Annotated in this window: 22 protein-coding genes; 21 read left to right on the plus strand and 1 reads right to left on the minus strand. The window is 28.6% G+C overall.

The genetic code is table 11. The features are described 5' to 3' along the window. Positions 1 to 2: 2 nt before the first annotated feature. The gene (gene rodA, locus ACU68W_RS00195; protein ID WP_094223429.1) at positions 3 to 1,106 is read right to left on the minus strand and encodes a rod shape-determining protein RodA; all 1,104 of its coding nucleotides are present in this window, start codon (positions 1,104 to 1,106) and stop codon (positions 3 to 5) included. Positions 1,107 to 1,190: 84 nt separating this feature from the next. Between rodA and ACU68W_RS00200 the strand changes: the two genes are divergently transcribed. The 21 genes from ACU68W_RS00200 (at position 1,191) to ACU68W_RS00300 (ending at position 22,121) form a co-directional block, all read left to right on the plus strand. Then, positions 1,191 to 2,024 carry a deoxyribonuclease IV gene (locus ACU68W_RS00200; RefSeq protein ID WP_094223430.1) on the plus strand — a complete coding sequence of 278 codons (834 nt, stop codon included), beginning with the start codon at positions 1,191 to 1,193 and terminating at the stop codon, positions 2,022 to 2,024. Continuing rightward, a complete protein-coding gene (nth, locus tag ACU68W_RS00205; protein WP_094205639.1) occupies positions 2,005 to 2,631 on the plus strand; it encodes an endonuclease III in 627 nt (208 codons plus the stop codon). Before ACU68W_RS00200 ends, nth begins: the two co-directional genes overlap by 20 nt. Positions 2,632 to 2,699: 68 nt before the next feature. Beyond that, entirely contained in the window at positions 2,700 to 3,620 is a 921-nt protein-coding gene (pyrB, locus tag ACU68W_RS00210; RefSeq protein ID WP_094205640.1) for an aspartate carbamoyltransferase, read from the plus strand. Further along, a complete protein-coding gene (locus ACU68W_RS00215; RefSeq protein ID WP_002836363.1) occupies positions 3,620 to 4,048 on the plus strand; it encodes an aspartate carbamoyltransferase regulatory subunit in 429 nt (142 codons plus the stop codon). The genes pyrB and ACU68W_RS00215 overlap by 1 nt, the downstream gene beginning before the upstream one ends. Continuing rightward, entirely contained in the window at positions 4,048 to 5,244 is a 1,197-nt protein-coding gene (locus ACU68W_RS00220) for a dihydroorotase (protein WP_094223432.1), read from the plus strand. Before ACU68W_RS00215 ends, ACU68W_RS00220 begins: the two co-directional genes overlap by 1 nt. Beyond that, positions 5,231 to 6,082, plus strand: a complete 852-nt coding sequence (gene pyrF, locus ACU68W_RS00225; RefSeq protein WP_094223433.1) for an orotidine-5'-phosphate decarboxylase — start codon at positions 5,231 to 5,233, stop codon at positions 6,080 to 6,082. Before ACU68W_RS00220 ends, pyrF begins: the two co-directional genes overlap by 14 nt. Continuing rightward, positions 6,075 to 6,791 carry a dihydroorotate dehydrogenase electron transfer subunit gene (locus tag ACU68W_RS00230; protein ID WP_094223434.1) on the plus strand — a complete coding sequence of 239 codons (717 nt, stop codon included), beginning with the start codon at positions 6,075 to 6,077 and terminating at the stop codon, positions 6,789 to 6,791. Before pyrF ends, ACU68W_RS00230 begins: the two co-directional genes overlap by 8 nt. Further along, on the plus strand, positions 6,784 to 7,680 hold the full coding sequence (locus tag ACU68W_RS00235) for a dihydroorotate dehydrogenase (protein WP_094223435.1): 897 nt from the start codon (positions 6,784 to 6,786) through the stop codon (positions 7,678 to 7,680). Before ACU68W_RS00230 ends, ACU68W_RS00235 begins: the two co-directional genes overlap by 8 nt. Positions 7,681 to 7,690: 10 nt before the next feature. Beyond that, the gene (gene pyrE, locus ACU68W_RS00240) at positions 7,691 to 8,263 is read left to right on the plus strand and encodes an orotate phosphoribosyltransferase (protein WP_094223436.1); all 573 of its coding nucleotides are present in this window, start codon (positions 7,691 to 7,693) and stop codon (positions 8,261 to 8,263) included. Between the two features lie 127 nt (positions 8,264 to 8,390). Beyond that, the gene (locus ACU68W_RS00245) at positions 8,391 to 9,095 is read left to right on the plus strand and encodes an isoprenyl transferase (protein WP_094223437.1); all 705 of its coding nucleotides are present in this window, start codon (positions 8,391 to 8,393) and stop codon (positions 9,093 to 9,095) included. Next, on the plus strand, positions 9,092 to 9,871 hold the full coding sequence (locus ACU68W_RS00250) for a phosphatidate cytidylyltransferase (protein WP_094223438.1): 780 nt from the start codon (positions 9,092 to 9,094) through the stop codon (positions 9,869 to 9,871). The genes ACU68W_RS00245 and ACU68W_RS00250 overlap by 4 nt, the downstream gene beginning before the upstream one ends. A gap of 12 nt (positions 9,872 to 9,883) precedes the next feature. After that, positions 9,884 to 10,888 carry an RIP metalloprotease RseP gene (gene rseP, locus ACU68W_RS00255; RefSeq protein WP_094223439.1) on the plus strand — a complete coding sequence of 335 codons (1,005 nt, stop codon included), beginning with the start codon at positions 9,884 to 9,886 and terminating at the stop codon, positions 10,886 to 10,888. Positions 10,889 to 10,938: 50 nt separating this feature from the next. After that, positions 10,939 to 11,988 (plus strand): flavodoxin-dependent (E)-4-hydroxy-3-methylbut-2-enyl-diphosphate synthase, encoded by a 1,050-nt coding sequence (gene ispG / locus ACU68W_RS00260; protein WP_094223440.1) that lies wholly within the window; start codon positions 10,939 to 10,941, stop codon positions 11,986 to 11,988. Further along, positions 11,989 to 16,254: a PolC-type DNA polymerase III gene (locus ACU68W_RS00265; RefSeq protein ID WP_094223441.1), complete on the plus strand. Its 4,266-nt coding sequence runs from the start codon at positions 11,989 to 11,991 to the stop codon at positions 16,252 to 16,254. Between the two features lie 32 nt (positions 16,255 to 16,286). After that, complete coding sequence (locus ACU68W_RS00270) at positions 16,287 to 17,270, plus strand: PhoH family protein (protein ID WP_094223442.1); 984 nt, start codon at positions 16,287 to 16,289, stop codon at positions 17,268 to 17,270. Then, positions 17,251 to 17,712: an rRNA maturation RNase YbeY gene (gene ybeY, locus ACU68W_RS00275; protein WP_094223443.1), complete on the plus strand. Its 462-nt coding sequence runs from the start codon at positions 17,251 to 17,253 to the stop codon at positions 17,710 to 17,712. Before ACU68W_RS00270 ends, ybeY begins: the two co-directional genes overlap by 20 nt. Continuing rightward, positions 17,696 to 18,439 carry a diacylglycerol kinase gene (locus tag ACU68W_RS00280; RefSeq protein ID WP_094223444.1) on the plus strand — a complete coding sequence of 248 codons (744 nt, stop codon included), beginning with the start codon at positions 17,696 to 17,698 and terminating at the stop codon, positions 18,437 to 18,439. The genes ybeY and ACU68W_RS00280 overlap by 17 nt, the downstream gene beginning before the upstream one ends. Positions 18,440 to 18,446: 7 nt before the next feature. Continuing rightward, on the plus strand, positions 18,447 to 18,842 hold the full coding sequence (cdd, locus tag ACU68W_RS00285; protein WP_094208578.1) for a cytidine deaminase: 396 nt from the start codon (positions 18,447 to 18,449) through the stop codon (positions 18,840 to 18,842). Continuing rightward, positions 18,835 to 19,719 carry a GTPase Era gene (gene era, locus ACU68W_RS00290; RefSeq protein WP_094208579.1) on the plus strand — a complete coding sequence of 295 codons (885 nt, stop codon included), beginning with the start codon at positions 18,835 to 18,837 and terminating at the stop codon, positions 19,717 to 19,719. Before cdd ends, era begins: the two co-directional genes overlap by 8 nt. Further along, a complete protein-coding gene (gene recO, locus ACU68W_RS00295) occupies positions 19,719 to 20,423 on the plus strand; it encodes a DNA repair protein RecO (RefSeq protein ID WP_094223445.1) in 705 nt (234 codons plus the stop codon). The genes era and recO overlap by 1 nt, the downstream gene beginning before the upstream one ends. A 9-nt stretch (positions 20,424 to 20,432) precedes the next feature. Further along, positions 20,433 to 22,121, plus strand: a complete 1,689-nt coding sequence (locus ACU68W_RS00300; protein WP_094223446.1) for a glycine--tRNA ligase subunit beta — start codon at positions 20,433 to 20,435, stop codon at positions 22,119 to 22,121. Positions 22,122 to 22,126: the final 5 nt, after the last annotated feature.

Consider the following 22,126-nt stretch of genomic DNA (forward strand, 5'->3'; position numbering starts at 1 on the left):
TCCTAAATAAAGTTCAATGGGTCTTTTTGAATTGATGAAGATATTATCAATCCAATTGAAATTAAGTTGATAATTTGAAATGTTCCGCCATAACTAAAAAATGGTAAAGGGATACCAGTTATCGGCATTACCCCAATAGTCATTCCAATATTTTCAAATATGTGGAATAAAAACATTGCTGCAAATCCAATAGTCAATAATTTTGAGTATAAATTATCTGAATTTTGAGCAATTACCACACATCTATAAAGCATAAGGGCATATAATAAAATCAATATAAATCCACCTATAAATCCAAATTCTTCAACTAATACTGCAAAAATAAAATCTGTTTGTTTTTCAGGAATAAAATTATATTGACTTTGAACTCCGTTTAAGAAACCTTCACCAGTTAATTTTCCTGATCCTATTGCTATTTTACCTTGGAGAGCTTGCCATCCAGTATTGGATAAATCTCTTTCAGGATGAACAAAATTTAATATTCTATCTCTTTGAAATTGATCAAGCCTCAAGTATAGAAAAGGTAAACTGACTATACCTAAGATAATTGCTCCTATTAAATATTTCCAATCAATTCCAGCTGTAAACAACATTACTATTATTATGAATGTATACACCATAGCTGTTCCTGCGTCTGGTTGTTTTAAAATTAGGGCGACAGGAATGAAAGCAAAAATTAGTATTTTTAATAAAATTTTAGGATTATTAAGGCTGTTCTTGTTAGATTCTATAATATTTGCTAGCGAAATAATAAGAACTATCTTCATTATTTCAGAAGGTTGAAAATTAATTGGTCCAAACTTAAACCAACTTCTTGCACCCCATTCATCACCAACACCAAAAAATAAAACTAGAACCAGTAAAACATTGCAAATTATGTACATTGGAATGTTAAGTTTTTTTATTATGTGGTTGTCTAGTGAAATTATAAAAAAAACAACAATTATTCCTATAATTGTAGCTATTAATTGTTTTCTGAAATAATGGTTTGAAAGACTTGATTCAGCACTATATAATACTACAAGACCGTAAATAACAAGTATTAAAACGCTTATAATTAGAGTTTTATCTATTTTTGATATATTTTTTTTGCTAATATTAAACATGTCTCACTTCCTCAACTAGTATTATAACATATTAAAATATTAAGGTGTGATATAATAATGATTTAGAGGTGATTAGGAGGTTTTATGAATAGAATAGGATGTCATTTATCTACATCAAAAGGACTTCACAAAACTATAGAACAATGCTTAGAAATAAATGCTGACACTTTTCAATTCTTTCCACGAAATCCAAGAGGATCTAAGTCTAGATTAATTCCTGATAGAGAAATAGAAAAATTTTTGAAGCTTAGAGATACTCATGATATAAACGAAATAGTATGTCATGGAGCATATACCATGAATTTATGTAGTGATAGAGAAGACCTAAGAAAACTGGCAATCAAGCTTATAAATGAGGATATGAAAAAAATTCGAGATTTGGAAATTGAAAATTATGTTCTTCATCCAGGAAGTCATAAAAATCAAGGAATTGAGAAAGGACTTAATTTAATTGTAGAAGGCTTGAACCAAATAGATGTTTCAAATGGTCAGAAGATATGTATTGAAACTATGAGTGGAAAAGGTAGTGAAGTTGGATTTGATTTAAATCAAATTGCTTATATTATTAGTAATGCTAGTATTCCATTGTATGTTTGTATCGATACTTGTCATTTGTTTAGCTCAGGAATTAAACTGGTTAATTTTGATGATTATCTTGATGAATTTGACAAGTTAATTGGTATTGAAAAAATTAAAGTGATTCATTGCAATGATTCTATGATGCCATTTGGAGCAAATAAGGATAGACATGAAAAGTTTGGTAAAGGATTGATTGGAAAATCAGACCTTTTTAATGTAATCTTTAATGAAAGGTTAGAAGGCAGACCAATAATACTGGAAACGCCTAACAACTTAGATGGATATAAAATTGAAATTGAAAAAATAAGGAGAAAGTTTCATGAGTTACGAGAAAATTAATAAAATTTTGGATGATTTAGATAGCTTATATCCTAATGCAAAAGCAGGTTTGGATTTTACTACTCCATTCGAATTATTAATTGCCACTATCTTATCGGCACAATGTACAGATGTTAGAGTTAATAAAGTTACAGCTGTTTTATTTAAAGAACACAATACCCCTAAAGCTATATTAGGCTTAGGTGTAGATGGATTAACAAAGTACATCAAAAGTTGTGGTTTGTACAAAACAAAATCAAAAAATATTATTAATACATGTAATGTTTTATATCATGATTATGATTCAAAAGTTCCTGATACTATAGAGGAATTAATGAAATTACCAGGAGTTGGAAGAAAAACTGCAAATGTAGTTGTGAGCAATGCATTTGGTACACCAGCTATAGCTGTGGATACTCATGTTTTTAGAGTAACTAACAGAATTGGAATTGTAAATGAAAAAGACGTATTAAGTACTGAGATAGCTTTGATGAAAGTAATACCAAAAGATAGGTGGTCAAAAAGTCATCACTTATTTATTTGGCATGGAAGAAATTTATGTAAGGCTAGAAATCCAAAATGTGAAGAATGTATATTGAACGACAGGTGTAAATTTTACAATTCTTAATTAAAAAAACTATTGACAGATATCTTTTTTGATGTTATTATAATGAAAATAAATCAAAGGAGATAGTTATGTTAAAAAATAGAAATTTAATTAATGCAGATGATTTTAATGTAGAAGAGATAAACGAAATATTAAATTTAGCAGAAGAAATTATAAAGAGTCCTTCTGATTTTTCTAATTTGTGTAATGGAAAAATCTTAGGGACTCTTTTTTTTGAGCCTTCAACAAGAACAAGATTAAGTTTTGAATCAGCGATACATAGATTAGGTGGAGATTGCATCGGTTTTTCAGAAAGTGCAAGCTCATCAACATCAAAAGGTGAATCTTTAGCTGATACAATAAGAACAGTATCGAATTATACAGATATAATTGCGATGAGAAACCCTAAAGAAGGTTCAGCAGTTTTAGCTAGTTCTTATGCAGAAGTTCCATTGATAAATGCAGGTGATGGGGGTCATCAACACCCAACTCAAACCTTGACAGACTTGTTGACAATTTGGATGACTAAAAAAAGATTAAACAACATGACAATAGGATTGTGTGGGGATTTAAAATTTGGTAGAACAGTACATTCTTTGATCAAAGCAATGTCAAGATACGAAAACAATAAATTCGTATTAATATCTCCAGAAGAACTTCAAGTACCTGATTATATTAAGATATTTTTAAAATCAAAAAATATAGAATTTAAAGAAGTTGAAAAAATGGAAGATGTAATTGGTGAACTTGATATTTTATACATGACTAGAGTCCAACGTGAAAGATTCTTCAATGAAGCAGATTATGTTAGATTGAAAGATTCGTATATATTAGATAATGATAAGATGAAATTAGCTTCAGATGATTTAGCTGTACTTCATCCATTGCCAAGAGTAAATGAAATAGCTACAGAAGTTGATAGCGATCCAAGAGCAGTTTATTTTAAGCAAGTTAGATACGGTGTAATTGTTAGAATGGCGTTAATATTGAAATTATTAGGGGTGAGATAATGTTAAACATTAATAGTATTGAAAAAGGTATTGTAATCGATCATATCAAATGTGGAATGGGTTATAAAATATTCCAACTTTTAAAGTTAGACAAGGCTGATTATACAGTAGCATTGATTATGAATGCACAATCAGGCAAATTGGGAAGAAAAGATATGATTAAAATCGAAAATGTTATTGATATAGATTTTGATATACTTGGAGTATTCGATGATAATATGACTGTTAATATAATTGAAAATGAAAAAATAAAAGAAAAAATCAGTTTGAATTTACCAGAACATTTTGAAGGGTTTATTAAATGTAAAAATCCTAGATGTATAACTCAGTCTGAAAGAAGTATCGTACAAAAATTTAGTTTAGTTGATAAGGATACTAGAACCTATAAGTGTGATTATTGTGATCACTTATATAACGTGGAGGAATAATGAAACTGCTGCTTAAAAATTGTCATATTATAGATAAAGATAAAGATATTTTTGCTGATATTTTAATAGAAAATGGTAAAATAAAAGCAATAGGAGAGATATTAGAAGAATGTGATGAAATCATTGATGTAAAGGGAAAAATTGTAATGCCAGGATTCATAGATTTGCATACTCATTTCAGATATCCCGGTCAAGAAAATAAAGAGGATTTATATACTGGTAGCCTGTCAGCTCTTGCTGGAGGCTACACAAGTTGTAATTTGATGGGAAACACTAAACCAGTTGTGGATAATAATGAAATCTACAATCAAATTATAGACAAATCAAAAGAAATTGATCTAATAAATATATATCAATGTATGGCCACAACAAAAGATTTAAAATCTATAGAAATGATTAATTTTGAAAAAGCAGATAATAATATCAAATTCTTTAGTGAAGACGGGAAAGGTATAACAGATTCTTTACTAGCCTTTAATATTTTTACGGAAATAGAAAAAATAAATAAAGGTATAATGGTACATGCAGAAGACCATAATCTAACAAAGATTTCTACAAGGTATGCAGAGGATTTAGAAACAATTAGAGATTGTTACTTAAGCTTAAAAACAGGATGTAGAGTTCATTTTTGTCACGTTAGCACTATTGACTCATTAGAAGCGATAAAATTCTACAAAGAAAAAAATGCACCAATAACTTGTGAAGTTACTCCTCATCACATATATATGAAAGATAGTGATTTTAGAGTAAATCCTTCAATAAGAACTCAAGAGGATATAGATTGCATAATAAAAATGATAAAAAATAATACAGTAGATGCTATTGCAACGGATCATGCTCCGCACACTAAAGAAGATAAAGATAACGGGGCATGTGGAATGATTGGACTTGAGACAGCGTTTAATATTGCATATAAAGTGTTGCATGAAGAAAATGATATATCATTAAACAAAATATCTGAATTAATGAGTTACAATCCAGCTAAGATATTAGGAGAAAACAAAGGTGTTATAAATCCAACATGCGATGCTGATTTAGTTATAATTGATATTGATAAAGAAATAAAAATAGAAAAATTTAATTCAAAATCAAATAATTCTCCGTTTATTGGCGAGAAGTTTAGAGGTAGTATTGAGATGACAATCGTAGATGGAAAAGTTAAATTTGAGAAAGGGGCTAAAAATGATAATAGATAAGCTTTCTGAAAGAATAAACGAAAGATCCATAGTATGTGTAGGACTAGATACTAGTACAGATTATGTACCAGAAAATATGAAAAAAGGAAAGAAAGTTAGCGAATATCTATTTAATTTTAATAAGGAAATCATAGATAATACAAAAGATTTAGTAGCATGTTTTAAAGTACAAATTGCATACTACGAAGCACATGGCATAGAAGGATTAATAGCTTACAAAAACACTCTCAAATATCTTAAAGATAATAATTTAATATCAATTGCCGATGTAAAAAGAGGAGACATCGCAAATACAGCAAAAGAATATGCAAAAGCACATTTTGAAGGTGATTTTGAAGCTGACTTTATAACCGTAAATCCATTTATGGGATATGATACTTTAGAACATTACTTACCTTACCTTGAATCCGAAGAAAAAGGAATATTCGTATTAATGAGAACATCAAATCCAGGTTCAAAAGATATCCAATATAAGGATTATAAAGGTCAACCACTATATTACGAAATAGGTGATAATTTGAATAATATTGCAAAGGATTATCTAGGAGAATGCACTTTAAGTTCTTTAGGATTTGTAGTAGGTGGAACTCAAAGTGAAAATGCAAACAAGATTAGAGAGAGATATCCAAATATAATGTTTTTAATTCCAGGTTACGGCGCACAAGGAGCAAAACCAGAAGATATCAGAGTTTACCTTGACAATTTTAAAAAAGGAATTGTGAATTCATCAAGAGGCATCATATTAAATTACAGAAATTTTGATGATGGAGAAGAAAATATCGGTAAATATGCTAGAAAAGCTGTAGAAGATATGAGAAAGGATATTTACGGTGAATAAATATATCGAGTCTGAAATAATACTTAATGAAGAAATTAGTGATGGAATTTTTAAATTGGTTTTAAAAGGAAAATTCCAAGGTGATCCTGGACAGTTTTATATGTTGAGAGCATGGGATGAATCACCACTTCTTCCTAGGCCTCTAAGTATTTGTGATTTAGATGAGGAAAGTATAACATTTCTATATGCTGTCGTAGGCAAAGGAACATCTATAATCTCGTCGATGAGAGTGGGAGAAAGTATAAAAATTCTTGGGCCTTTAGGAAACGGATTCGAATTACATCCAGAAGCTAAATGTGCTATAGTTGCTGGTGGTATTGGGATTGCTCCAATGAAATATTTGTCCAGAAAATTAAAAAACGTGGATTTGTATGTTGGATATAGAAACACAACATATATGGAAGATGAGATTTTAAATAAAAACAAAACAATCATTTCTACCGAAGATGGATCAATTGGATTTAAAGGATATATAACGGAATACGTAAAAAACGATTATGACTATATTTATGCTTGCGGTCCAAATCCAATGATGAATTCCTTAAAGAAAAGAAACCTGTATGCGACAGAATTTTATTCATTAGAAGCCCACATGGCTTGTGGAATAGGGGCGTGTTTAGGATGTACTGTTCATACAACTAATGGACTTAAAAGAGTTTGCAAAGATGGTCCTATTTTTGAAAAAAATGAGGTGATATTTGATGCTTAAAACAAATTTTTGCGGCGTAGAATTCAAAAATCCTGTTATCGGAGCTTCAGGCACCTTTGGATTTGGAAGAGAATATGAAAATTTTACAGATCTAAATAAGTTAGGAGGTATTTCTACAAAAGGATTAACTATTCAACCTAAAAATGGAAATACTGGTTTGAGAATCTATGAAACACCTTCTGGAATTATGAATAGTATAGGATTACAAAATCCATCTGTTCAAGAGTTCATTAATAGGGATCTGGACTATATGTTATCTTTGGATACTGTTACTATTGCAAATATTGGTGGTTCTGATATAAAAAGTTATATTGAAGCAGTTGAACTTATATCAAACACTGACATAAAAATAATTGAGTTAAATATTTCATGTCCCAACGTTAAAGAGGGAGGAATGGCTTTTGGAATAAAATGCGATATAGCAGAAAAAGTTGTATCAGAAGTAAGAAAGCATACCGATAAAATTTTAATGGTAAAATTATCTCCAAACGCTAATGATATAGTTGAAATGGCTAAAATATGTGAAGATTCGGGGGCGGATGCGATTAGTCTTGTTAATACTTTTAATGCGTTAGCGATAGATATTAATAAAAGAAAACCAGTATTTGACAATATAACTGCTGGTCTTTCAGGACCTTGTATAAAACCTATAGCTTTAAGAATGTGTAGAGATGTGTGCAAGAATGTTAAAATTCCTGTTTGTGGTATGGGTGGAATTCAAAATTACAAGGATGCACTAGAATTTATTATGGTAGGTTGTCACTTAGTTCAAGTTGGCACAGCAAATTTTGTGAATCCAAATGTTATGGTTGAAATAGCAAATGGTATGGAAAACTACCTAAAAGAAAATAATTTTAAATCAATAGAAGATATCAGGAATATTATTTAGGAGGAAAATGATGGATAGAGTTGTTGAATTATTAAAAGAAAGTAATGCATTGTTAGAAGGTCATTTCTTATTGTCATCTGGAAATCACAGTGATAAGTATTGTCAATGTGCAAAATTATTACAATATCCAGACAAAGCTGAAGAAGTAATAAAAGTTATTGCTGAAAAGCTTAAAGATGTTGAATTTGATACTGTTGTTGGACCTGCAATGGGAGGAATAATAGTAGCTTATGAACTAGGAAGACAACTACATAAACCAGCTATATTTACTGAAAGAAAAGATGGCGAAATGTGTCTTAGAAGAGGTTTTGAAGTAAAAAAAGGCGAGAAAGTTATTATTTCAGAAGATGTTGTAACCACTGCTAAATCTTCATATGAGACTAAAAAAGTTTTGGAAGATTTGGGAGCTGAAGTAGTAGGAATTTGTTGCTTAGTAGATAGAAGTGTTAATCTGGATATTGATTTGCCTTTGTACAGTGCAACAAAAATTGATATTGAAATTTTTAAACCGGAAGAATGTCCTTTATGTAAACAAGGTATAGAAGTGGTAAAACCTGGTTCAAGAGAAATTAAAGGCAAATAATATATTATAAAATAAGCCTAATTTGAAGATTTCCTAATGAGATCTTCAAATATTAAGGCTTATTTTTTGTGTAAGAAAAAATCAAAATATGATACAATAATTAAGAATAAACTAAAAGGAATTGAAAATGGATTTATCAAATTTAGATCAAGATAGACTGCCTAAACATATTGCCATAATAATGGATGGAAATGGAAGATGGGCTACAAAAAGAAATAAACCAAGAGTATTTGGACATAATGAAGGGATGAAAAGAGTTGTGGATGTTGTCGAAAACTCATTAAATATTGGAATAAAATATTTATCCCTGTATGCTTTTTCGACAGAAAATTGGAAAAGACCACAAAAAGAAATAGATTTTTTGATGCAAATACTCATAAAATATATAGATGACCAATTAAATAAACTTGTAACTCAAGGAGTCAAGATTAATATATTGGGAGACATTAGTGTATTGCCCGAAAAAGTAATTCAAAAGATTGAATATGCATTGGATTCAACAAAAAATAATGATAAACTTATTCTAAATATAGCTATTAATTATGGTTCAAGGCAAGAGATATTAAGAGCTGTGAATACTGCGATAGAAGATGGAGAAATCCTGACTGATGATGAGTTCTCAAATCTTTTATACACGAGAAATCAACCAGACGTTGATTTGCTAATAAGACCAGGCGGAGAAAAAAGGCTAAGCAATTTCTTGCTTTATCAAATGTCTTATGCAGAACTTTATTTTTCGGATATATATTGGCCTGATTTCAAATTAGAATCACTTATAGATGCAATTTATTGGTATCAAAATAGAAATAGAAGATTTGGTGGATTGAAATGAAATTTTTAAAAAGGACATTAACAGGAATAATAATTTTATTGTTATCTATTTTTTGTGTTTCTAAAGGTGGAATTTATCTTTTAATAATGAATTTATTCCTAAGTACTGTTGCAATTTACGAACTAGAAAATGTAATTAACAAGGAGTATTCCAATAGCATTAATATTAATAATTTGATTATTAATATATTGTTCAATGTTAGTTTTAATTTAAGTATTTATCTTAAAAGAGAATTATTTGCAATTGTTTTATTGTGTAGTTTTAGTTTGATAGAATTGACTTTATATACCATTTTTGACAAACCTATGAAAGAAGTATTAAATAACTATTTCTTACACATATATATTACGATTACTTTTTCGTTAATGTATTTTATTTCTGGAACTGAATTTATTTGGCTTATCTATATATGTTCATGGGGGACAGACACAGCAGCATATTGTACAGGAATGTTATTCGGAAAACACAAATTGACAAAGATTAGTCCTAAAAAAACTATTGAAGGAGCTATTGGTGGAATTATAGGAAGCATGATAATTGGAGCTATTTTTTCTATATTTTACGGTAATTTAAATGTTGTTAAGATAGTTATAATAGCTTTATTCGGTTCGATTATATCTCAAATTGGGGATATAAGCGCTTCTAAAATTAAAAGAAAAGCCAATGTGAAAGATTTTGGTAATATTTTTATTGGACATGGTGGAGTAATGGATCGATTTGATAGTTTTATTTTTGTTTTGCCTTATCTTTCAATATTATATTGTTTAGGGTTTTAATTAGGAGGAAATGTGATTACAATAATTTCATCAATTATAATATTTTTACTAGTAATTTTAATACATGAATTTGGACATTTTATCGTAGCGAAAATGAATGGAGTATCTGTTTTGGAATTTTCAATAGGTATGGGACCAAAACTTTTCCAAAGAGAATCAAATGGAACTCTTTATTCTTTGAGAGTGTTACCTGTGGGAGGTTATTGTCAGCTAGAAGGGGAAGACGAAGAAAACGACAGCCCGAATTCTTTGAATAATCAATCACCACTTGTAAGACTTAAAGTAATTTTAGCTGGTGCTATTATGAATTTTATATTAGCTTTTATTTTGTTAATTTTATTAATGTCTGTTAGTAGAGTTAGTACAGAAGTATCCAGTGTGATAAAAGATTCACCAGCATACTCTTCGGGTATACAAACAGGAGATCAAATTGTATCTATAAATGGGGAGAATGTAAGTGATGGAGAAGAATTATTAAAAAGTATCAAAGAATCCCAAGGTGATTTAAATATTGGAGTAATAAGAGATTCTCAATCAAAGAATATGAAAGTCACTCCAAGATTAGAAAATAATATTAGAAAAATTGGAGTAAACTTTCAAGAAGAATATAATATTAAAAATTTTAGTATAGTAAAAGGCTTTAAAAAAGGCTTGATAACTTTTCTTAATTTGACAGGGATGTTATATAAATTCCTAGGGATGCTTATAACTGGTCAATTAGGTTTAGGGGGAGTTAGTGGACCTGTTGGCGTGGTCAAAGAGATTGGCAATGCTGCAAAAACAGGTGTTGCTAATTTAATTTTTTTATTAGCGTATATTAACATTAATTTAGGTGTCTTTAATTTATTGCCTATTCCAGCTTTAGATGGAGGAAGAGCGATATTCATACTAATTGAGATGATATTTGGTAAAAAAATATCTCAAGAAAAAGAAGGCTATATACACATGGTAGGATTAATTTTGCTTTTAGCATTAATCGCCATAGTTACAATTAAAGATGTTATTAAATTATTTTAAATGTTTTGATTAGGCCTTTATGGGCCTTTTTAAATTTGAAAGGTGAAGTAATGAAAAGAGAAGATACAAAAAGAATTTACGTAGGAAATGTTGCTGTGGGAAATGGAGCAAGAGTTACAGTTCAATCTATGACTAATACCGACACAAAAGATGTTGAAAGCACTGTTAAACAAATTAAAGAATTTGAATCTGTAGGATGTGATATTTCTAGAAGTGCAATTAATGATTTGGAAGATGCTAAGGCGATACCAATTATAAAAAGTATGACGAATATACCATTTATTGCTGACATTCAATTTCATCACAGATTAGCAATAGCTGCAATTGAAAACGGGTGTGATTGTATTAGAATTAATCCTGGCAATATTGGTGGAATAGATAGAGTCAAAGATATTGTAGATTGTTGCAAACATCATAAAATTTCCATGAGAATTGGTGTAAACAGTGGATCTATTAATCAAAAATTCATTGACAAATATCATGGAGTAAATGTGGATTCAATATGTTATAGTTGCCTTGATCAAATAAGAATGATTGAAGATATGGGATTTGACGATATCAAATTATCATTAAAATCTTCTAATGTTAATATGTCAATAAAAGCTTATGAAAAAATGTCAGAGTTATGTAATTATCCTCTACATGTCGGTATAACAGAAGCAGGTCCTTCTACTAAAGGAATTATCAAATCCAGTGTAGGAATAGGAAGTATTTTGTCAAAAGGAATTGGAGATACTATCAGAGTTTCTTTAACTGGTGATCCTAAAGAAGAAATTATTGTAGGAAGACAAATTTTAATGAGTTTAGGTTTATTAAATGAAGGAATTGAAATAATTTCATGTCCAACATGTGCTAGAACCAAGATTGATTTGATAAGTATAGTGAATGAAGCTGAAAAGAAATTGGATAAAATCGATAAACACATTAAAGTTGCTATTATGGGTTGCGTCGTAAATGGACCAGGAGAAGCAAAAGAAGCTGATATTGGTATAGCAGGTGGAAATGGAGTAGGCTTAATATTTAAAAAAGGAGAAATTGTACGAAAAGTTAAGGAAGAAGAATTATTAGATGTATTAATTGAAGAGATAGAGAGGTTATAAATGCATTTATTACTCAACGATGTATTAAAAAAAATTGGCCTAAAATATGATTCAAAATATCCAATTTACATTGATAAATTAACTTACAATAAAGATAATGATGAGTTAGATTGTTTGATGAATGTTCAAAAAGATGAGAATAAAGACAACTTAGCAGAATTTATACAAAAAGACTTATTAAACTTTATAGCAAAAATTAATATCGATTTTACAGAATATGAAGATTCAAAAATCAATTTCTCAAAAGATGCTTTGATTAAAATTTTAAAATCAAATGATTTTTGTGAATATTCTAATTGTATTGATTTTGAAAGTTCAAAAATAAACGATTCTGAAATTTCACTTATTTTTAATTTTGAGCAAATAAGGGATAAGTTTATATCAAATCAAAAGGATAATGAATTAACAAAATTAATAAATAAATCATATAATTTAAGTTATTCTGTCAAATCTGAAATTGTTGAGTTAAAGGATAACGATGATTATAGACAAAATTTAATCGAGTACGATAATTCAATTCGAAAAAAAATAGCTGAATCCATAAAATATACTCCAAAGCAAGAAAAAGAAGAAGTTAAAAAAACGGGAATAAAATGTGGTAAAGACATAACCAAGTCTCCAATAAAAATTAAAGAAATTATAGAAAATGAAGATGATACTTGTATCAGAGCTGAGATTATTGATGTAGATATAAGAAGCATAAAAGATGGAGAAAGTTTTATTATCTCTTTGGATCTTAGGGATGAAAGTGGAGCTGTTTTTGCAAAGAAATTTTTGAAGAAAAAAGAATTTGAAGCATTTGGTGATAAATTGAAATCTGGAGTTTATCTTTTATTAACAGGAAGGTTAGAATTTGATAGATTTACTTCTGGAAAGACCTTTTCAATAAGACAAATGCAAGAAGTTGAAAAGCCGGAATCTAGAAAAGATGAATATGAGAAAAAACGTGTAGAACTACACATGTATTCTCAAATGAGCCAACTAGATGGATTTATTGACTTGGATGAATGCTGTAAAACTCTAAAAAAATGGGGACATCCAGCGCTGGGTTTAACGGATAAATCCGTAGTACAAGGTTATCCACAATTGTATGATGCTTGTAGCAAAAATGGAATAAAACCACTTTTTGGAATGGAAGCTAAAATAATAGAAGATGATTTTAGGATAATAACAAATCCTTATGATTCTATGAATTTGCAAGAATTTGTAGTTTTTGATATAGAAACTACAGGATTATCAAATGCGACAGAAAAAATTACGGAAATTGGTGCTGTAAAGATAGTAGATAATCAAATTGTAGATGAATTTAATCAATTAATAAATCCTGAAATACCAATACCAGAAAAAATAACAGAATTAACGTCTATAACAAATGAAATGGTAAAAGATATGCCTAAAATAGAGGAAGTATTACCTGAGTTTTTAAAATTTGTTGGTGACTGTACTTTAATAGCACATAATGCAGATTTCGATATGGGATTTATCAAGAAAAATTGTCTTGATTTAAGAATTAATCCCGTAAGAACATATATAGACACATTAGCTTTTGCAAGGGCATTGGAACCTCATCTCAAAAATCATAAACTTGATACTTTGACAAAAAAATACAACGTTAATTTATTCAACCATCACAGAGCTTGTGATGATGCAAGAGCAACAGGAGAAGTATTCATTTGTATGGTCAAAGATCTTGAAAAAAGAGGAGTTAAATTTGATATCAATATAAATAAAATGGATTCTGATTGGAGTATATCTAAAAGAGAATCTCATACTGCAACAATATACGCTAAAAATTTAGTTGGTTTGAAAAACTTGTATAAGCTTGTGACTGCTTCTAATTTAAAATATTTTTACAGAGAAGGTGGAATACCAAAATCTGAATTGAATAAAAGAAGAGAAGGTCTTGTAATTGGATCAGGAAACGAAGATGGAGAATTAATAAAAGCAATACTTGGATTTGAATCAGATGAAAAATTAGATGAGATTATTTCAAGGTATGATTTTTTGGAGGTTCAACCACCACTTTATTATGATGGAGTAAAGTCAAAAAGAATGAGCTTTAACTTAAAGAGTTGTGAAGAATTAACTAGAAAACTATATGATTTATCAAAAAAGCACAATAAACCTCTTGTGGCTGATTCTTATGCAAAATACTTCGAAAAAACGGACTATATTTTTAGAAATATAATATTAGAGGGTCAACCTAGAAAAATTTATGGAGAAAAATTCCCTACGTTGTTTTTCAGAACAACTGATGAAATGATGAATGAATTTAGTTTTTTAGAAAAAGATGTGGCTGAGGAAATTGTAATAGATAATACCATAAAAATTTCAGAAATGTTAGATGAGATAAAGCCAATACCAGATGGAACTTTTCCACCGGTTATTGAAGGCTCTGATACAGAATTAAGAGAAATGACTTATAAAAAAGCTAGAAGTATATATGGAGATGATTTACCTGAAATTGTTGAAAGTAGGTTAGAACGTGAATTGTCATCTATAATTTCAAATGGATATGCTGTATTATATATTATCGCCCAAAAATTAGTAAAGAAAAGCAACGAAGATGGATATCTAGTTGGATCAAGAGGATCTGTAGGCTCAAGCTTTGTTGCGACAATGGCTGATATAACCGAAGTTAATCCTTTAATTCCGCATTATATTTGTGAAAACTGCAAACATTCTGAGTTTATACATAATGAAAATATTGGCTCGGGAGTGGACCTTGAAGATAAAACTTGTCCTGTATGTGGACAACCATTAAAAAAAGAAGGTCATAATATACCATTTGAAGTTTTCTTAGGATTTGATGGTGATAAAGAGCCAGATATTGACTTGAACTTTGCTGGAGAATATCAACCTACTGTTCACAAATATACTGAAGAATTGTTTGGAGAAGGAAAGGTATTTAGAGCTGGAACTATTGGTACTATTTCCGACAAAACAGCTTATGGGTATATAAAAAAATATTTTGAAGATAAAAACGTATATGTTAATAATTCAGAGATAAAATATTTACAAAGAGGAATCTTGGGAGTTAAAAGAACATCGGGTCAACATCCGGGTGGAGTAATGATAGTTCCAAGAGATAAGGATATTGAAGATTTTTGTCCAGTTCAACATCCCGCTGATGATGTTAATAGTGATATTATTACTACTCATTTCAATTATAAGTCTATAAGTGGTAGGATTTTGAAGCTTGATTTGCTAGGACACGATGTTCCAACAATTATAAAAATGTTGTCGGATATGACAGGAGTGGATCCATTAACTATCCCTATGGATGATAAAGAGACTATGAGTATTTTTTCATCGATAGATGCTTTACACTTTGAAGAATTAATCGATGGTTTAGATATAGGAACGTTAGGAATACCTGAATTTGGTACAAACTTTGTAAGAGGAATGTTAAGAGATACAACTCCAAAAACTTTTTCTGAGCTAGTCAGAATTTCTGGATTATCACATGGTACAAATGTATGGTTAAATAATGCACAAGATCTAATAAGAGATGGTGTTGTTGAATTAAAAGATACTATTTGTACAAGAGATGATATTATGATTTATCTAATAAATAAAGGTCTTGAAAAGAAAAGATCATTTAAAATAATGGAAACAGTAAGAAAAAATAGACTTCTTGATGAGGATACACTAAATTATATGACAGAAAATGGTGTTCCAGATTGGTATATTGAATCTTGTAAAACTATTGAGTATCTTTTCCCTAAGGCCCACGCGGTAGCGTATGTAATGATGAGTTATAGAATAGCTTATTTTAAAGTACACTATCCAGAAGCTTTTTATTCGACATTTTTTACAATAAAATTACAAGATTATCCAGGTGATGTTATTGTGAGAGGATTAAGTGCAATTAGAGAAGAAATGCAATCTTTGAAGGATAAATACAAAGAATCAAATTCTAAGATGACAGCAAAGGATAGTAACAAATACTCTGTATTAGAAGTAGCAGAAGAAATGTATTGCAGAGGAATAAAACAATCAAGAGTTGACTTGCATAAATCTGACAAGGCTAGGTTCAAAGTATTAGAAAAAGGATTCATTCAACCTCCATTTAATGCACTAGAAGGGGTTAGCGATGCAAACTCTATTGCTATTTTTGAAGAAATACAAAAGGGTGATTTTATTTCAAAACAAGATTTTACTATGAGAACGAAAGTTAATAAAACAGCTTTAGAAATACTAGAAAACCACGGTGTTTTAGATGGTTTACAAAACGAAAACCAAATAAGTTTATTTGATTTTTAGTGATATGTTATAATTAGATAAATGGAGTGATTATGGATAAACATTTAATTTACAAAACTAATAATGAAAAATTAATAACATTTATTTTTGGTCAATTAGAAAAAAATGCAAAAAAAATTGAAGAAGCTTGTGATGTTATATTAAAGATTTCTGAAGAAGGTATTCTAATTAGTGGTTCTGATTTGAATATTGAAAGTGCTAGTAATCTTTTAGAATCATTAAATACACATACTTTATCCGGGAATGAAATAACAGATCAAGATTTGGATTATTTGCTTTCTAACTTAGAAAAAATAAAACAAGAAAATATTTCAAAAATTAAGGACTATGTAATTTGTTACAATTCAAAAGGTAAACCTTTAAAGCCAAAAACTGTAAATCAAAGAAATTATGTTGAAATGATTAAAAAAAATGATATTGTTTTTGGAATAGGTCCTGCCGGTACAGGAAAAACTTATTTGGCAATGGCGATGGCAATAAATGCATTTAGAAATAATGAAGTGGATAGGATAATTTTAACTAGGCCTGCTGTAGAAGCTGGAGAAAGTTTAGGATTTTTGCCGGGAGATCTTCAAGAAAAAATTGATCCTTATCTAAGACCAATATACGATGCTATGTTTGATATACTAGGTTATGAAAATTTTGAAAAATTTAAAGAAAGAGGATTGATTGAAGTAGCACCATTGGCATATATGAGAGGTAGAACTTTAGATAATGCATATATTATATTAGATGAAGCGCAAAACACTACCAATGAACAAATGAAGATGTTTTTAACTAGAATAGGATATGGTTCAAAAGCTATAGTAACGGGAGACATTACACAAGTAGATTTACCAAGAGGTAAAAAATCAGGATTATTAGTTGCGACTAATATTCTTAGGGACATAAATGGAATAAGCTTTTTAGAGTTTGAAAAAACAGATGTTGTAAGACATCCACTTGTACAAAAAATTATTGGAGCTTATGAAAAATTAGATAACAATAGGTCAAATTATGATAATACAGATAAGTAATAGACAAGATGATTTTCAAATTGATGATGAATTAAGATCGAATATTGAAAACTCGATAAAAATATGTTTGCTTCAAGAATTAAATAATGATAATTATGAGATATCTTTGTCATTTGTTAGTGAAGAAGAAATTAAAGAACTTAATAAAGATTATCGAAATAAAGATAGTGTAACAGATGTGTTAAGCTTTCCTTTAGAAGATTATTTTCAAGTTCAAACAAATCTTTTGGGTGATATTATTATATGCTGCAAAAAAGCTGTAGAACAAGCTAAAGAATACAATCATTCTATTAAAAGAGAAATTGTGTACTTGGTTGTACATTCTATGTTTCATTTGTTGGGTTATGATCATATTGATGAAAGTGATAAAATTATTATGAGAAATAAAGAGAAATCGGCCTTGAAAGAAATAGGTATCTATAAAGATGAAGAATTTAATTAGAAAGTCAAAGGATAAAAATATTTCTAAAAATACTTCTTTTATTACTAGTTTTCAATATGCAATGGATGGAATTATTCATTGTTTGAAAAATGAAAGAAATTTTAGAACTGACATTTTGATGACAGTACTGGTTATGATTGCGTCATTAATGTTTGACTTATCAAGGGTAGAAATGGCTTCTTTGTGCATAACTATAACATTTATATTAATGGCAGAAATGATTAACACCGCCATTGAAACGATTGTTGATTTGATTTATGACAAATATGATGATAAAGCAAAAATAGCAAAAGATGTAGGTGCAGGGGCTGTACTACTAGCTGCTTTTAATTCTATTTTTGTAGGTTATTTTATGTTTTATGATAGGATTGTACCACTTAGTCATACAGCAGTTATAAAATTGCAGAACTCACCAACTCATTTGACATTTATAGCTTTGATTTTGGTAGTTGTTATAACTTTAGTTTTAAAAAGTTTTATATATCAGAATAAATGGACTTATTTGCAAGGTGGAAGCGTGAGTGGTCACGCATCGGTTTCTTTTTGCAGCGCTACAATAATTGCTCTTCTTGCTAATAATACATTAGTGACAATACTATCATATTTTATAGCTTTTTTGGTTGCAGAAAGTAGAGTAGAAGGAAAAATCCATACATTAAGTCAAGTTATAGTTGGTGGTATAATTGGAACATTAATAGCGATATTATTATTTAAAGTAATTATTTAGGAGTATTATGGAAATTAACAAAATGTATAAAATTGCATTGCAATATAAACAAAATGCATACACGCCATATTCTCATTATAAAGTGGGATGTTGTGTCAAAGATATAGAAGGAAACTATTATGGAGGTTGTAATATTGAAAATGCTTCATTCAGTCCTACTATTTGTGCTGAAAGAACAGCAATTTCGAAGATGGTTTCTGAAGGATTTAAATTAATAGATACTATTTTAATAATTGGAGATTCTGATTTTACGTATCCTTGTGGTGTTTGTAGACAAGTAATTAAAGAATTTTCTAACGAAGATACGAAAATAATAATAGCTAAAAATGAAAAAGAGTATAAAATTTATAATATTAAAGATTTGTTACCTCATGGTTTTAGTGGAGATGATGTAAATGTTTAAATCTGGATTTGTTTCAGTTATAGGTAGAAGTAATGTAGGGAAATCAACTCTTTTAAATAGAATTTTAGGAGAAAAACTAACAATTATTTCTGACAAACCTCAAACTACTAGAAATAAAATACAATTGATATATACTGACGAAAATATGCAAGCAATATTTTTAGATACTCCAGGAATACAAACACCAAAAAATAAACTTGGAGATTATATGCTTAAAGTATCAATGTCAACTTTGAACGAAGTTGATGTTATAACATATATAGTTGATACTACTGAAGAAATAGGAAAACTAGACTCTGAAATTATTGAAAAATTAAAATTAGTTAATACAAAAATAATTTTATTAATCAATAAAATAGATAAAATATCAAGTGATAAAGTCAATGAATTAGTAGAAATGTACAGTAAAGTTGGAATATTTGAAGAAATAATTCCAATAAGTGCATTGACAGGAGATAATTTAGAAGGATATTTAACTTCTTTAAAAAATAATTTGCCTGAAGGGCCAATGTATTATGATAAAGATAGCGTAACAGATCAACCTATTAGACAAATTGTACAAGAACTAATTAGGGAAAAAGCACTAATAAATTTATCTGATGAATTACCACATGGAATAGCTATAACTATCGAAAAATTCAAAGAAAGACAAGATAAGAATCTAATTGATATAGATGCTACTATTATTGTTGAGAAAAAAAGTCATAAGGGCATGGTAATTGGTAAAAAAGGATCAATGATTAAAAAAATTGGAACTGATGCCAGAATTGATATTGAACAATTATTAGACGCAAAAGTAAATCTAAAACTATGGGTTAAAATAGATGAAGAATGGAGAAATAAAGATTCTAGATTAAGGTATTTGGGTTATAACTAATGCAACAAGATTACATCAAGACACAAGCTATTGTGTTGGAGCATATAATTTATGGAGAAAATTCTATAATTTTGAATGTTTTCAGTAAAGAAGACGGTATTATTGGAATTTTCATCAATAATATTAATTCCATGAAATCAATTATAGAATTTAATGTTCTGTCAGTAAATGATTTTACCTTAAAAAAAGGAAATCAATTCTATTATTTAGTGGATTATGATTTAATTAACTCTAATTTTAATATAAGAACAAACTATAAATCAGAATTATTTAGTTTGGTTATAGTTGATTTAATAAAGTCAATTTTTTACAATGAAGTTTGCAATGAAAAAGTATACGCTTTGATATTGAAAACAGTAATATTCTTATCCAAATATTCTGAAGATCAATACGCTTTAATAAATGCGTTTATTTTGAAACTTGTATCATATCTTGGATATCAACCTAGTATGTTTTATCAAAATAGTCACAACAGGTTTTATTTAGATGGTGGATTTGTAGATTCTGACGGAGAATACTACCAAATAGATAATTTACACGCAAAATATATGATATACTTAATGAAAAATAGGTATGATGACATAGTTAATAAAAAGTATGAATCTATAAATGAAAACGAAATTTTAAAAATTTTGTTAAAATACACGATGAACAATTTTGGAATTGAATATTTGGGGTCATTAGGCTACCTTGAATATTTATAAGGAGAAATAATGTATAACTTATTAATAGATATAGTGACTAATAATATTCCCGAGAATTTTATAGGATTTATAAATAGATCGCTTGACGAAAAAATAAGAAAAGAATTAAAAAAACTGCAATTAGTATATTCAAATATAGATTTGGATACAATAAAAGATCATTTTTTTATCTACATTACTAATATAGAAAATCCAGGATATACACTAGAAAATTACGAAAATGTAATAAATAAAGCTATTGATTCGATAAATTTCAAGTACAAATATGATTCTGAAAGTTTATCATTTAGAGAGTCTATCTTGTACATTAAAATTTTTAATGAAAAAGAAAATAAAACAATAGAATTCAAAGGCTTAAAAGAAGATAAAGATGACAGCTTAGTTAATTCTTCTACTTTTAACAATTTTTCTTCAGAGTTACGAAAAAATCAAATAATATTAAAAAAAGAAGAAAGATTACAATCATTTGAAAAAAGCGCTAATAAACTTGCTAGAGCAAATGGTTGTTCAATTATTAATAACAAAAGCATACTCAACGAATACGCAAATAAATTTGATTATCCTGTAAGCGTTGAAGGATCATTTGACGAAAAATATTTGTGTATCGATAAATCAATACTTTATACAGTTTTGATGGAGAATTTTACGGTATTACCAATGGAATTCGATAACGGTAATAGTTCAAACTTTTTTGTTTACGCTAAAAACAAGAGTTCTGAAGATTCCCACATTTTGATTAAAGAAATTAATGACAAATTAGAAGAAATAAATAATTTGATAAACCAAAAATCAGATAGAAAACTTGAAGACTTTGTTGAGGATTTGAAAACAGTAAATTATATCAATAATTATGGTAACTTTTATGACAAAACTCAAAGACTAATAAAGATATCAATTGAATTATGTAAAATGCTATCAGTTAGTAACGAAACTATTGATTCTGTCAAAAGAATAGCATTTCTATGTAAAGCGGATAAAGCAACTGAAATTGTACAAAAATGTTCTTATTTACACGGCTTAATTGGAAAACTATATGCTAAGTCTGATGGCGAAGATAAAATTGTTTATGACGGAGTATATGAACACATTAAACCGAGATTTATATCTGAAAACATTCCAAATTCAACTGCTGCTAGAATTGTTGCAATTTCTGATAAAATGGAATATGTTATGTCCTACATAATATCTAGTAGTGATGATAATTTTAAATATAATTATAAGTTAAGAAAAACTATAACATCTGTGATTTCTATAATACTTAGATCAGAATTAGATTTTAATTTAAGTGATTTTATTACTAAAATCTTATATGTATTTCTCCAAGACAAGGGAATAGTAGATTATGAGTATTTTGAAAAAAGTATAAAAGAAATTATTCTTGATGTTTACAGAGATGAGTGTGTAAAATTAGGGTATGATTTTGATGAAGTTGATGTGATAAATTATAACAATTTAAATATTTTTAAGTTAAATCGTTTATTGACTAATCTTCATGACATAAATACAAAAAACAATGGCAAATTAATGATTCAAATTCTAAAGATGTTGGAGGTAAACTCTAGTGAGTGCAAGTATACACCGATGGAATTAGATAACAATAATTTGTGCAATTTATTAGAAAAATTAGCAAACTGTTCTGACGAAGACTTACCTTACTATAAATTAATTTTCAAAGGTGTATTTAAGAAAATAAATTAAGGAGA

Source organism: Finegoldia sp. P2-F-LR (genome assembly GCF_052932265.1).